This window comes from Sphingopyxis sp. HIX, from assembly GCF_001468285.1.
Classification (GTDB): domain Bacteria; phylum Pseudomonadota; class Alphaproteobacteria; order Sphingomonadales; family Sphingomonadaceae; genus Sphingopyxis.
On record NZ_LNSB01000057.1, the window covers coordinates 14,612 to 27,661 of the forward strand.

Below are 13,050 nucleotides of genomic sequence, written 5' to 3' on the forward strand. Positions count from 1 at the left end.
GAAGATCAGGTGCGGCGGGCCGTCATCGCCCAGCCGACGGCGAGAATGGGGATGGCGAGCGCGGCCCAGGACGCGCCGTCGCGCCAGCCGTCGCCTGTGAGCGCGACGACGAGCCCGGCGATGCTGATCAGCGCGAGCAGCAGCGGGACCCGGAAGATCGAACGGAGGCCGCGGCGCGTGCTCATTCGGCGGGCACCAGGTCGCCGCCGCTCTCGACCTCGCGGACGATTGCGTCGGTGCCGCTGCGGCGCTTGCCGAGCCAGAGATAGAGCCCCGAGCCGAGCACGATCATCGTGAAGAGCGTGAGTATCGCCCACAATAGCTTGAGCGGCAGCCCGCCATAATCGCCGAAGTGGAGCGGCTGCGACAGCGCGAGCGCCTGCGCGTACCAGGGCATCGGGCGCGCGTCGGTGAATTCCCCCGTCTCGGCGTCGATCAACGCCGAGGTGAGCAGCCTTTCGGTGAGCGGCGTGTCGCCCTGGAAGAACACCGCGTAGTGATGCTTGCTGCTGAACGCGCCGCCGGGGAAGGCGATGAACTGCGGGTTGTTGCCGGGGATTTCGGCGCGCGCGGCGGCCATCGCCTTGTCGATCGAGCCGTAGCGCGCGGGCGGCACCGCGCCCTTGCCGGCATAGGCCTTGGTCATCGCGGCGAGCTCGGTCATCTGCCAGTACTGGAAGATCGGGGTCGCGAGCGCGTTGATCACCCCGGTCGCGCCGACGACGGTCATCCACGCCAGCGCGACGATGCCGAGCAGATTGTGATAGTCGAGCCACTTGAGCCGCGTGCTGCGCGAGGTGCGCAGCGTGCCGAATTCGAGCTTCTTCATGAAGGGCGCGTAGAGGACCACGCCCGAGACGATCGCGACCACGAAGAACAGCCCCATCAGCCCGAGGAAGAGCATGCCCGGCAGGCCGAGGAACATGTCGGTGTGGAGCTCGAGGATGAAATGCATCACGCCATTCTCGTCCACCGCCCCGGTCGCGGCGCCGGTCGAGCGGTCGAACAGCTGGATCGTCATGTCGCTGGCGGGCGAGTCCGGGCGCGGCGCCGTGGTGATCGTCATCGACGGCTGGTCGTTGTCGAAGGCCATGAACACCGGCACCTCGCCGGGGCGCGCGGCGAGCGCCTTGGCGAGCATCGCGTCGAGCGGGCGAAGCCCCGGCGCCTCGCTCGACGACCCGACGCCAGGCATGCCATAGGCCGGTGTCTCCTCGGTCAGCGCATCGATCTCGTCGTGGAAGATCAGCGGCAGGCCGGTGATGCACAGCATCAGCAGGAAGGCGGTGCAGACGATGCTCGTCCATTTGTGGATCAGGAACCACGTCCGGATGGTCGACCGTTGCATGAAGTAGGCGCGCCTAGAGCTATTGCGAAAGATTATCAATAGCGCGACTATGGGAATATAGCCAGATTGGCAAGCTTTTTCGGGCTTTCTACCCCATCGTTCGGGCCATCCATGCCATCGATCGGGCCATGCGGGGCAAGGACCAGTTAACCTTCTTTTCACAGCGTCGCCCTATGGCTGAACAGGAGGGACCACTCGACGATCGGCGGTCCCTATGCACATGGCGCAGGAAATGCAGCGACTGCGCGCCGAACATGCGGCGCTCGACACGCTGTCGCGCTTCCTGATGACGCTCGTCGCCGAACCCGATCCGCCGCGCGCGACCGAGCTCGCCTCGGTGCGCGGCATGTTCCGCGAAACGCTGGTGCGCCACCTGAAATGCGAGGATTGGGCGCTATATCCAAGGCTGAAGGCGAGCGGCGATCCCGAACTGGCGCGACTGGCGCGCGAGTTCATCTTCGAGATGGGGCATATCGCCGACGAGTTCGCCGCCTATGACGCGCGCTGGTCGGCCGAGCGCGTCGCCGCCGACTGGCCGGGTTTCTGCGCCGAGACCGAGGCGGTGCTCGACGCGATCGCGATGCGCATCGAGCGCGAGGAGGACGAACTCTATCCCGCGGCCGAGCAATATGAAGAGCCCATGGCCCGCCGCGTGGCGCGCCACTGAGGTCAGGGGCGCAGCGACAGCGTCCAGTTGAAAGCGACGCGCCAGCCCTGGTCGAAACCCGCCACCGGCTGGTCCCATGCGTCGGCGACCTCGACCCCGATGCTCGCGCGCTCGGCATAGGACAGGCGCACGCCGCCGCCCCAGCTGCCGAGGCTGAAATCGGTGCGCGGCTGGAGCGGCCGCGCGAGCAGGGTGACGTCGGCGTAGTCGGCGAAGCCATAGACTTCGCTCTTCGCGAAGCGGCCCTGCTTGAGCGGGCGCCACGCGAGTTCGGCGACGCTCGCGACGCCGCGGTCGCCGTTCACCAGCCCGTCGTCGAAGGCGCGGCCGAAGCTCGCGCCGCCGACGCTGAAGCGCTGCGCCGCGGGGACGCGGTCGCCGGTCCAGCGCCCGGTCGCGGCGAGGCGGAGCACCGCCTGCTTGCCGAGCGCCTGATTGGCCTCGACCCCGGCGTCGAGCGCGGTGAAGCCTTCTTCGCCGACCGCGGGATCGACACGCGCGCCGCCGAAGCCCAGCCCCTTGGCGAGCGCGAGCCGTGCGCCGAGGCTGGTGCGTTCCTCCGTCAGGCGAAAGGCGAGCGCGGCGTTCGCGGTCCAGGTCCTTTCGGCGGCTAGGGTCGAGCCGAACAGCGCGTTTTTCGAATCGAGCCAGTCGAGCCGCACCGTCGCGGTCACATTACGCCGCGTGCCGCGCACCACCGGGTGGCTGACCGCCGCGCCCGCGCTCCAAGCATCGCCGTCGACCGCGAGCCCCTCGGGCCGCGTGCGCAGCGCCGCGAGCGAGACTTCGGCGCGCGTGCCATCGGCGCCGAGCGGGGTCGAATGCGCGATCGAGGCGTAGAGCAGCGACCTGAGGTTCACCGCGGCGGCGCCGTTTATGCGCGTCTCGTCGCCGCTGCGCAGCAGGCTGTACCCCTTGGCATTGGCTTCGACGATGCCGTCGTCGACGAAGGGGCTGGTGCGCGTGGTGAAGCCGAAACCGATCGTCGGGCGCTTGGCGTCGATCGCGAGATCGAGCGCGACCGCGCCGGGATCGGCGCCGAGCGACAGGCTGGGGGTGACGGTCACCCCGGGGATGTCGCCAATATTGCCGAGCGCGCGTTCGAAGCGGCGGCGCGGCAGCGCCCCGGCGCCGGGCAGCGGCGCGGCCATTCTGGCGATCAGCGGCGCGGGGCCGCCCTTGCTCTCGCCGCTCAATGTGACGCTCGCGATATAACCCTCGGCCGAGGCGACGGTGACGATGCCGCCCGCGAGATCCTGCTCGGGGATGGCGAGGGTGAAGAGCGCGACGCTCGAGCGGTTATAGGCTCTCGTCATCGCCGCGGCGAGTTTTGCCAGATTGTCGGCCGATGCCGGCTTGCCGATGAATTTCTGCGCGGCCTTGGCGACATTGACGGGCACGCCCGCGCCGACGAAGCGGATCTCGCGGATCGTCACGTCGGGGCGTGCGCCGAGTTCGACCTTGCCCGTCGCGAGCGGCGGCGCCTTGGGATCGGGGAGCGGGTCGCGGCGGTCGCTGGTGGGCGACAGCGGCGCGCGGTCGCCGAGCGGATTGGCGGCGGGCTGGGCCGCCTGCGTGGCGGCGGCGAGGGCCAAGGCCCCCGCGACCGCCGCACAGAAGCGATGCGAATACAGCATCGCGCGGGCTCACTGGCCCTTGGGCTTGCCGAGGCCGCCGAGCGCCCCGGTGACCGTGCCGGTGAGTCCGGTGACGACATTGGCGCCGCCAGCACTGCTGCCGCCCGCAGGGGTGCCCTTGATCTCGCCGAGCTTGCCGGTGACCCCGGTGACGAGATTGCCGACGAGCGCGGTCGGCTGGCCGGCGGCATTGCCGGTGCCGTGGCTGCCGAGCCCGCCGAGCAGCGAGCCATTGCCCTGACCGAGCGTGACGAGTTGGCCGTTGCTGCCGACCCCGACGGTGAGCAGCGATCCGGTCTTCTGCCCGGGCGAGAGGATGCTCGCGCCGATCAGCGGCGAAGCACCGGGCGAACCGACGACGGTCGCCTTGCCGATCGTGGCGTTGATCAGCTGACCCGGCGCGGCGGCGAGGCCGTCGACCAGATATTGCTTGCCCTCGCCGGTCTGGACCAGGCTGACCCCGGTCGCCTTGACGACGCCGATGACGGTACCGACCAGCGGGGTGCTGCCCGGCAATTTGCCGTCGACCGCGCTCGCGAGCAGCAGGCCCTTGTCGGCGACGACATTGACCAGGCTGCCCGATTTGATGAGCACGCCCGAGATGACGGGGTTGGTAGCCCGGGGATCGCCGGTGTTGGCGAGCAGGCCGGTGCCCGCGAGTCCGCCGGGCCCGACGAGGCCGCCGACCGCGAGCGCGCCGGCATTGCCCAGGCTGACGCCGTTGGCGCCCGCGGGACCGGCAGGGCCCTGCGGACCGGCGGGACCCGTTGCGCCGGTCGGGCCCGCGGGGCCGGCCGGACCGACGGTGCCGGTCGCGCCGCCGGGACCGACGCCGCCGACGCGGTAGTGGCCCGAGGATTCGCAGGCGGCCAGCGCGAGCGCCGCGGGAATCAGGATGAGGTGGGATGTGCGAAATACAGGGCGAGACAAAGGCATCGAAATCCTCCTTCAAGCGTTTCCGCCCCCTCAATCGCGGAAAGCTTGATTAGAAGAATTAGTTCCTGTTTTCTTATAGTTAATATCTATTGATCGAGGTTGTTAAATATAGAACTCGGCAGTTTACGCCCACTTTTTCGCGCGAATGAAGGTTACACTATTAACTCTCATTTTTTCGGCGAGCCGCCCGGCTATTGCGGCGGGCGCGGGCGGATGTTTCGAAACGGAACAAAATGCCGTGATGGCGATCGGCGAAGATTTTGCTTGGAGAGCGCGCGCTTCCGCGCGATCAACCGGACGGGACGCGATCCGCGGCGCAACGACGCCGGCATCGGGAGCGGGGGCATGGCTGAAAAGGAACATTGGTTCGACACGGTCGAGAGCTGGTCGATAACGCTCGGCGAAATCTATCGCCCGGGCGCGGACGGATTCGGAAGAGACATCAAAGCGACCCACAGTGGCAGCGGCACGCTCGCCCGGACGGAAGTGGGCGATTTCAAAGGCGAAATCAGCTGCAAGGTCACTCTAAGGGCCGAATATGATTTTCCGCACACGATCACCGAGGCGAGCGGGTCGGAGGATTTTCCCGTCTCGCTTTCGTTGGCGGGTGGCGGCCGGTACCGGCTCGGCGTCGGCAAGGGCTACGGCGGTGTGGAGCATGTCACGCGGGACAATTTGGGCAAAAAGGACACGATCGACAGCACCGTTCCCTTTTATATTGTGTCGGACGTATTCGGCGAATTGCCCGAGAAGCCGGGGCCCGTAAGCGCCCAGTTGCCGAACGAGGGTGGGGGCGGTGCCGCGACCTGGACGCTGACGCCTCGGGGTGGACGGGTGCCGCGGCACGAGCCTGCCGCGGTTGAGCCGACGCCGTCTCCGCCGCCCAAGCCCAAGAAGCCCAAGCCCAAGAAGCCGAAGCTCCCGCCTCCGCCGCCCGATCCGACGTTGCGGATCGATGCACTGAATTTCACGCAATTCGGCTATATCGCCGGCGTGCTCGAAGTCGTCTCGATGCCCTGCGTCAGCGTCGGAACGCACCCCTATGTGAACGGCCAGACGCCGTTCCGCGGCACGATTGCGCTGAGCGGTACGGCGGGCGACAGCGTGACCGAGGTGGTGCTCGAACTCAGGCGCGGGACGACAGTCGTGCGGGCCCAGCTCGAGGAGGCGGTGCGCGCCAATCTGATCGCCACCTTTCCCGACAGCGGCCGGCTGGAGGTCGCGCGGCTTGCCGACGGGCGCTCGCCGCGACTGTTCGTGCTTCCCTCGGCGAATACCGAACCGCTGGTGACGACCGAGGACAGCGACGTCGAGCTGCGCGTGACGGCGCGCACTGCGGGCGGCGCGACCGCCGAGCGCCGTTTCGGCAAGCTGCCGATTCTCGTGCGCATCACCGGGTTGCCGCGATTTATTGGCTCCACGCGCGACGAGGTCGAAGGGGGCGACGACTGGGCACGGCCGTCGGTGGTTCCCATCCTCCAGCATTATCCCGGCCTGCTACTCAACGACTGTGCCAATCTGCACGGCGGTCCCTTTGGCGTACCCGGCCGGGGCAACTATCATCTCGGCCATCGCGACGGCCTGAATGTCGACCTGCTCTTCGAGGGCTATATGCGCTTCGACCGCGCGTCCGCTGCGCGATTGATCGGCTTTCTCAACGATCCCGAACATGGGCACAAGATCGTCACCTGCTATGTCGAGCCCCAGGCTCCGGCGCAGGCCTTCTGGGGACTGATCCGCGGCACGACGCTCGACGATGGTCGACCGGCGTCAGCGGTGATCCGGAATGTCGCGCCGCATCACGACCATTTCCACTGGGTTCTCAATCCCAACCGCGCGCCGCCGCGCCGCCGTCGCGCGCCCGAGCCACGCCGTCCGCGCGGAGGCGCCAACCGTGCGCGGGGCGAAAGCGAGGACAACGGCGTGCGCGGGGCGTCCGGGGTGGCGACGCCGCTCGCGCGGCGCCGGGCCGAAGCCGTCGCCGCCTATCGGCCGCCGCTCGACACCGTCTGGCATCTCGACACCGCCGAGGTGCCCGCGCTGCACTTCGTTCCCGAATGTCCGGCGTTGCAGCGGCTGTTCGAGAGCGGCAGCCCGGTGACCGAAGAGCCGGTCCATGCCGACGATCATGATCTGGAGACGCTCGCCGCCAATTCGCAATTTCCGCCCTGCGGCACGTGCCGCGCGATGTACGACGCCTCGCTTGCCGATGGCCGTGCGCGCGGCTTGGCCGCGGTGTCGCTGGGGCCGCAGGGCGATGCCCTGCTGGTCTTCGCCGACCGCGTCGAGCAAAGGCTGGAAAATGGCGACTTCGCCGCGGTCTCGCTCGACGCCGAGCCGTCGGTCGCCGCCGACCGGCTGTTGTTCGTCGAACGGCCGACGATCCGCCTGCTCGACGCCGAAGCCAGCCTCGTCTTCACATGCGGCTCGGTCGAGGAGCGCGACCGGATGTTCGACCTGATCCGGTCGCTCAGCGGGCCGGGCGCGTGCTTCGACCGCGGCGGCGCGACCGAGATCGTCGGCGAAGCCTGAGCGGCGGGTCAGCGATCGCGGTTGGTGACCAGGGTGAAGGGCGCCCAGCTCGCCGGATGCGCCCAGTGCGGCGCCCAGCCCTCGACTGCCGTGCCGTCGGCCCGCTTGCCGGTGCGCACCGCCTCCATCGCCGCGGCGAGCGCGGTCGCGGGCGAGGCGCTGCGGTTGGCGAGCGCCTCGACCGTCAGCGCCGCGGTGGCGTCGTCGGCGACGCGCCAGTGGCTCGCGAGCAGATTGTCGGCGCCGGCATAGAGGAAGCTGCGCGCGAGGCTCGATAGGGATTCGCCGCTCGCCCCCGCCTCGACCCCCGGGGTCGCGGTGTTGCACGCCGACAGCACGACCCAGCGCGCCGAGAGCGACAGCGCCGCCGCCTCGCTGGCGGTGAGCAGCCCGTCGTCGGTCAGGCTCGCCTTGCCCGGCGGGGTCAGCACGAGCCCGGGTTCGGAGCCGGTGCCCATCTCGCCGGGCAGCAGGCCGTGCGTGGCGAACACCACCGAAATCGCGCGCGGCAGCTCACGGTCGGCCTTGACCGCGCTCTCGGTCGCTTTCGCGCCGAGGCGGACGCCGCCGCCGCGCGAGATCGCGGCCGACAATTTGGTGAGCTCGACGACGGTGCCGGGCAGCGGGTCGAGCCGGCGGAGCCGGTCGACCGACGCCATCGTCTTTTCGCCCTCGGCGAGCGTCAGCCCGGCGCCGCGAACACCGACGCCGCCGCGCTTGCGCAGCGGGGCATCTTCGCCGCGCGCGGCGCCCTTGCCGCTGCCGGCCAAGGTCGGCGCGCCATAGGCGACGAGTTCGGGGCGGCGCGCGGCGGCGGCGGGCGGGTCGGCGCGCTGCGCGAGCGCGAGCGCGCTGACCGAGGGCAGGGTGACGAAGCGATAGTGGCGTGCGAGCCAATCGGTCGCGGCGAGGTCAGCGACCGCGCCGCTTTCGGCGTCGCCCGCGGGCGCGCTCGCGACGAGCGCGGCGAGCGGCAGCCCGGCGATCGGACCGCTCGCGACGGTGTAGATGCGCCCGCCCTCGGGCAAAGCTTCGGCGACGGGCGCGACCAGCTGCCGGTAGAGGCGGTACGCGGCGGCGCGGTCGTAGCGCGGATAGCGTTCGTCGATCGGGCTCGGCGCGCCGCGCTCCTGCGCCTCGAGCAGCGCGTTATAGTCGGGCAGCGAGCAGGTATTCTCGTCGATCCGGCATTTGAGCCGCGCGACGTCGGCGGCGACGGGCGCCGCGCCCTCGTCGATGCGGTGCCAGCGCGCGGCGGCCTTCGAGATGGCGAAGGCGTAGTGATGCCCCTCGGACGGCAGCAGCATCAGCACCGCCTCGTCGGGCTGGAGCAAGGCCTGCACCGCGGCGACGTCGATCGCCTTGGGGGTGACGAGCGTCGCATAGTCGGGGAATTCGGCAGCGATGCGCGCGTCGAGCGGGGCGAGCCGGGCCGCCGCGGCGTCGCGTTCGGCGCGCAGCGCGGCGGCGCGTGCTTCGTCCTTGCCGAGCGAGAGGTCGCGGTAGCGCTGGGTCAGCGACACCACCGCCTGTGCGGTGTCCTGCCGCTGGCGCACCAGTTCGCCGAGCGGACCGGTGCCGGCGAGGTCGCGCGCCGCGGCTTCGTTGATCGCGTCGCCCGCGTCGGTCAGGGTCAGGTCCTGCGCCGCGAGGAAGGCGGGGCCGAGCGCGTCGGCCCCGCCCTCGCGCGCCGCCCAGCCGGCGAAGAGCACCATGTCGAACGCCCCCGATTGCGGGTTGCGGCGGGTGCCGCGCGCGACCGCCTTGGCGAGCGCGGCGACCGCGGGGTTGGCGTCGCTGCTGCCGATCCCCGCGTCGCGGCGCTGGCGCAGCCGTTCGGCGGCGTCGACCGCGGCGGTGAGCCCGTCGCCCTCGCGCCCCTTCACCTGCGCGCGCGCGCGGGCGAGGGTGGTGAGCAGGATGATCGTATCGGTCTTGGTATCGACCCAGCTGCTGCCGCGCTCGACCGCGAGCTGGAGCGGCAGCGCTTCCTCGAAATAGGGGAGCGATTCCGCGGCTTTGCCTTGGCCGAGCAGCGCGAGCGCGAAATTGTAGCGCGACTTCTGGGTGCCGATGTCCTCGCGCCCGTCGAGGCGTTCGCCCTCGGTCATCGCGATGCGGCCGGGTGCCTCGGCGGCGGCGAAGCGGCCGGCGATGTTGCGGTAATAGCTGATCTGATTGTTCGCGAACTGGCGCCGCGCGTCGCCATAGGCGGGATCCTCCATCATCACCATCAGCGCATCGAACGCGCGGTCCGAATCCTCGTCGCGGCGCACCAGCGTCAGTGCCTCGGCATAACGGAGCTGCAATTCCCAGACGTCTGAGGTTTCCATGCCCGCGTCATTGAGCTCGGCGAAGGTGTCGTCGAGCGCGCGCGCAACTTCTGCGTAGCGGCCCTCCTCGAGCATGTCGCGGCCGTACATTTCGAGCCGCACGCGCGCGCCGAACGCGGGACCGCTGCGGATCAGGCCCAGTTCGGCGGCGCGGCGATGGACCAGCCGCGCGTGGCCGAGCCGCTCATCGGGGGCCAATCCCGAGGCCATCCAGTCGAGGAAGAAGAGCTCGGTCGGGCCGTCCTTGGCGGCGGCGGCGCGTGCCGCATGGTCGCGCATCCGGTCGGTGACGCGCTTGTACGCGGGGCCGCCGTGCCTGTCCTTGTCGTCGAAATAGATCCAGAGGGTGGTGTCGAGGCTGAACAGGAAATCTTCGGACAGTCGCGCGCGATGGATCGCGGCCAGATCGACGAGCGCCAGCGCGGCCTGGACCTGTTCTTCGCCCTTGGTCGCCTCGAAACGGTCGAGCGCGTCGCTGATGATCTTGTTCGACGCATCGTCGCAATCGGGATTCTTGTCGCCGTTGCAATAGACCGAGGTCGGCTGGGCGGCGGCGGGCGTTGCGGCGGCCGCGAGCAGCGCGGCGGAAAGGGCGAGGCTCGCCCGGCGTATCGTCATGACTGGACTTCCCGATACGCGACCCTGCGCCGCTTTTGCCAAGCTTTGCCGGGCGCCGCAAGGGCGCGCGGTGTTCGTGACAGTCGCTTTCGCCATCCTGTCATCATCGGGTCATGCCTGTGCCGCGGCGCAGCAATATCGCGTCCCTAAAGCCCCGGCGCGTCCCGACGCCATTTCGGCGCGGGCAAAGGGGACTCTCCAGATGACACATAATAAGAGCCGCCGCCTGCGCGCGGGTGCCGCGCTGGTCGCACTGCTGGCCGCGACGCCGGCCTTTGCCGAGGAAGCTGCCGAAAGCGCCGCGGATGCCGGCGACGAGATCGTCGTGCTCGGCATCGGCGAAGCGCGCCAGGTCCAGGAACTGGGCGCCGCGGACATCGCGCTCGAGGTTGCGGGGATCAGCCCGCTCAAGGCCATCGACAAGCTGCCCGGCGTCAATTTCCAGGCCGCCGACCCGTTCGGCGCCTATGAATGGTCGTCGCGCATCTCGATCCGCGGCTTCAGCCAGAACCAGCTCGGCTTCACGCTCGACGGCATTCCCTTGGGCGACATGAGCTATGGCAACCACAATGGCCTCCACATCAGCCGCGCGATCATCAGCGAGAATGTCGGCCGCGTCGAAGTCGCGCAGGGCGCGGGCGCGCTCGGTGCCGCCTCGTCGAGCAATCTCGGCGGCACGATCGAATTTTTCTCGCGCGATCCCAAGCCCGACATGGGGGTCGAATTCTCGGGCACCTATGGCAGCGAAGAGACCAAGCGCGCCTATGTTCGCCTCGACAGCGGCGAGATCATGCCCGGCGGGCCGATGCTGACCGCGAGCTATGCCTGGCAGGACGCCGACAAGTGGAAGGGCAATGGCGTCCAGCGCCAGCACCAGGTCAATGCGCGCATCGTGCAGCCGGTCGGCGACGGCAAGCTCTTCGGCTTCGTCAACTATTCGGACCGCGCCGAGAACGACTATCAGGATTTGAGCGCCGAAATGGTGAACCGCCTCGGCTATGACTGGGACAATTTCGCCAAGGACTGGGACCTCGCGGTCCGGGTCGCGCAAATCTACCAGAACCAGGTCGCGCGCGCGGCGTTCAACGCCGGGGTCGCGAACGGCAGCCTGCCGCTGGGTTCGACCTTCACCGCGCCCTATGCCGGGGTGGGCGAGACCTTTCCCGCGCCGATCCTGACCGTCGACGACGCCTATTATGACGCGTCGGGGCTGCGCAAGGACTGGCTCGCTGGGGTCGGCGGCGAGCTGCCGGTGAGCGAGAACTGGACGCTGAAGGCGACCGGTTATTACCACAACAACAAGGGCCGCGGCCTGTGGTTCACCCCCTATGTCACGACGCCGGGCGGCGCGCCGATCACGATCCGCACCACCGAATATGCGATCGAGCGCTTTGGCGTCGTCGCATCGAGCGAGGTCACTCTCGGCGCGAACACGATCGACGTCGGCCTGTGGTACGAGGACAATGACTTCAACCAGGCGCGGCGCTTCTACGGCCTCGCGAACACTGCGGGCGCGCCGAGCCGCGGCAGCCTGAAATTCCCCAAGGATCCCCTCGCGACCCAGTGGGAGTTCGATTTCAAGACCGAGACGCTGCAATATCATGTGCAGGACACGCTCGACCTCGGCGCGGTGCAGATCAACGCGGGGTGGAAGGGGCTGAAGGTCACCAATGAGGCGACCCCGGTGATCGCCGGCGGGCTCGCGTCGGGGCGCACCGTGGCGAAGGACTGGTTCCTGCCGCAGGCGGGGCTGCTCTATCGCCTGAACGACGACAACGAGGTCTTCGCGAGCTTCACCCAGAATATGCGTGCGTTCGAATCGTCGGCGACGGGCGGGCCTTTCGCGACGACGCAGGCGGGCTTCGACGCGCTCGACCTGAAGCCCGAGACCTCGACCACCTACGAGCTCGGCTTCCGCACCAAGTCGCCCGTCTTCCAGGGCGTGGTCGCGGGCTATTATGTCGACTTCAAGGACCGCATCATCGCCTTCGCCAATGGTTCGGGCATCCAGGGCAACCCGGCGATCCTGCAGAATGTCGGCGACGTGCGCTCGTGGGGCATCGAGGCCGCGGGCACCTTCCGCGTCACCCCCGAACTCTCGCTGTTCGGCTCCTACGCGTACAACGACGCCGAATATCGCGACGATGTCGTCAACGCGGCGAACGTCGTGATCGCGGCGACCGCGGGCAAGACGGTGGTCAACACACCCAAGCATCTCGCCAAGGGCGAGGTGACCTGGGACAATGGCAATCTCTTCCTGCGCGCGGGCGTCGGCTATACCTCGAAGCGCTATTATTCGTTCGAGAATGACGCCGAGGTTGGCGGTTTCGCGATCGTCGACGCCAGCATCGGCTATCGCTTCACCGAAGGCGCGCTGAACGGGCTGACGATCCAGGCGAATGCGACGAACCTGTTCGACAAGGAGTATATCTCGACGATCGGCACCAACGGCTTCGCCAACCGCGGCGACAGCCAGACTTTGCTCGCCGGGGCGCCGCAGCAGTTCTTCGTGACGCTGAAGGGCGATTTCTGACGCCCCGCGAATCCGCTTCGCGATTGACGAGGATGGCGCGGCTCCCTAGGGCCGCGCCATCTTTTTATGGGAATTGCCATCATGACCGACACGCCCCCCGACCATCTGTCGACCAACCCGCGCTCGCCGCATTTCGACATGGACGTGCTCCAGCGCGGCATCGGCATCCGCTTCAAGGGCAAGGAGCGCACCGACGTCGAGGAATATTCGATCTCCGAAGGCTGGATCCGCGTCGCTGCGGGCAAGTCGAAGGACCGCTTCGGCCAGCCGATGACGATCAAGCTGTCGGGCGAGGTCGAGGCCTGGTTCGAGGACGTGGCGGCCGAGGGTGAAGGCGGCAAGGCCGACGAGGCGTCGGAAGACTGAGCTTGAGCTCCCCTCCCGCAGGCGGGAGGGGAGCTCAAGCTCAGTCTTCCGACGCCTCGTCGGCCTTGCCGCCTTCACCC

General features: G+C 68.9%; 9 protein-coding genes. 4 read left to right on the forward strand and 5 right to left on the reverse strand.

Annotated features, from left to right (window positions below; all coding sequences use genetic code 11):
* Positions 1 to 5: 5 nt before the first annotated feature.
* Together ATE62_RS20560 and ATE62_RS20565 are read right to left on the reverse strand one after the other, a co-directional pair.
* Positions 6 to 185 (reverse strand): hypothetical protein, encoded by a 180-nt coding sequence (locus ATE62_RS20560; protein WP_058807527.1) that lies wholly within the window; start codon positions 183 to 185, stop codon positions 6 to 8.
* Positions 182 to 1,348 carry a PepSY-associated TM helix domain-containing protein gene (locus ATE62_RS20565; RefSeq protein WP_058807526.1) on the reverse strand — a complete coding sequence of 389 codons (1,167 nt, stop codon included), beginning with the start codon at positions 1,346 to 1,348 and terminating at the stop codon, positions 182 to 184. The genes ATE62_RS20560 and ATE62_RS20565 overlap by 4 nt, the downstream gene beginning before the upstream one ends.
* Before the next feature lie 232 nt (positions 1,349 to 1,580).
* On the opposite strand from ATE62_RS20565, the gene ATE62_RS20570 reads away from it, so the two are divergent.
* The gene (locus ATE62_RS20570; RefSeq protein WP_197411639.1) at positions 1,581 to 2,015 is read left to right on the forward strand and encodes a hemerythrin domain-containing protein; all 435 of its coding nucleotides are present in this window, start codon (positions 1,581 to 1,583) and stop codon (positions 2,013 to 2,015) included.
* A 2-nt stretch (positions 2,016 to 2,017) separates the two neighbouring features.
* Here the strand turns inward: ATE62_RS20570 and ATE62_RS20575 are convergent, their stop codons facing one another.
* Both ATE62_RS20575 and ATE62_RS20580 read right to left on the reverse strand, forming a co-directional pair.
* The gene (locus ATE62_RS20575) at positions 2,018 to 3,652 is read right to left on the reverse strand and encodes a ShlB/FhaC/HecB family hemolysin secretion/activation protein (protein WP_058807524.1); all 1,635 of its coding nucleotides are present in this window, start codon (positions 3,650 to 3,652) and stop codon (positions 2,018 to 2,020) included.
* A 9-nt stretch (positions 3,653 to 3,661) separates the two neighbouring features.
* Positions 3,662 to 4,588 (reverse strand): hypothetical protein, encoded by a 927-nt coding sequence (locus ATE62_RS20580; protein WP_058807523.1) that lies wholly within the window; start codon positions 4,586 to 4,588, stop codon positions 3,662 to 3,664.
* A 345-nt stretch (positions 4,589 to 4,933) separates the two neighbouring features.
* Between ATE62_RS20580 and ATE62_RS20585 the strand changes: the two genes are divergently transcribed.
* On the forward strand, positions 4,934 to 7,120 hold the full coding sequence (locus tag ATE62_RS20585) for a hypothetical protein (RefSeq protein WP_156420491.1): 2,187 nt from the start codon (positions 4,934 to 4,936) through the stop codon (positions 7,118 to 7,120).
* Positions 7,121 to 7,128: 8 nt separating this feature from the next.
* Here the strand turns inward: ATE62_RS20585 and ATE62_RS20590 are convergent, their stop codons facing one another.
* Positions 7,129 to 10,071, reverse strand: coding sequence for a CHAT domain-containing protein (locus ATE62_RS20590; protein ID WP_058818597.1), 2,943 nt, complete (start codon positions 10,069 to 10,071; stop codon positions 7,129 to 7,131).
* A gap of 202 nt (positions 10,072 to 10,273) precedes the next feature.
* Here ATE62_RS20590 and ATE62_RS20595 point away from each other — a divergent pair, with 202 nt between their 5' ends.
* Complete coding sequence (locus ATE62_RS20595; RefSeq protein ID WP_058809698.1) at positions 10,274 to 12,604, forward strand: TonB-dependent receptor; 2,331 nt, start codon at positions 10,274 to 10,276, stop codon at positions 12,602 to 12,604.
* 81 nt (positions 12,605 to 12,685) lie between these two features.
* Positions 12,686 to 12,970 carry a DUF3297 family protein gene (locus ATE62_RS20600; protein ID WP_058809697.1) on the forward strand — a complete coding sequence of 95 codons (285 nt, stop codon included), beginning with the start codon at positions 12,686 to 12,688 and terminating at the stop codon, positions 12,968 to 12,970.
* The last annotated feature ends 80 nt before the right edge of the window (positions 12,971 to 13,050 follow it).

Coding starts and splice junctions, on each gene's coding strand:
- ATE62_RS20600 (WP_058809697.1), top strand. CDS start 12,686: ATGACCGACACGCCCCCCGACCATCTGTCGACCAACCCGCGCTCGCCG.
- ATE62_RS20585 (WP_156420491.1), top strand. CDS start 4,934: ATGGCTGAAAAGGAACATTGGTTCGACACGGTCGAGAGCTGGTCGATA.
- ATE62_RS20590 (WP_058818597.1), bottom strand. CDS start 10,071: ATGACGATACGCCGGGCGAGCCTCGCCCTTTCCGCCGCGCTGCTCGCG.
- ATE62_RS20575 (WP_058807524.1), bottom strand. CDS start 3,652: ATGCTGTATTCGCATCGCTTCTGTGCGGCGGTCGCGGGGGCCTTGGCC.
- ATE62_RS20595 (WP_058809698.1), top strand. CDS start 10,274: ATGACACATAATAAGAGCCGCCGCCTGCGCGCGGGTGCCGCGCTGGTC.
- ATE62_RS20580 (WP_058807523.1), bottom strand. CDS start 4,588: ATGCCTTTGTCTCGCCCTGTATTTCGCACATCCCACCTCATCCTGATT.
- ATE62_RS20565 (WP_058807526.1), bottom strand. CDS start 1,348: ATGCAACGGTCGACCATCCGGACGTGGTTCCTGATCCACAAATGGACG.
- ATE62_RS20570 (WP_197411639.1), top strand. CDS start 1,581: ATGCAGCGACTGCGCGCCGAACATGCGGCGCTCGACACGCTGTCGCGC.
- ATE62_RS20560 (WP_058807527.1), bottom strand. CDS start 185: ATGAGCACGCGCCGCGGCCTCCGTTCGATCTTCCGGGTCCCGCTGCTG.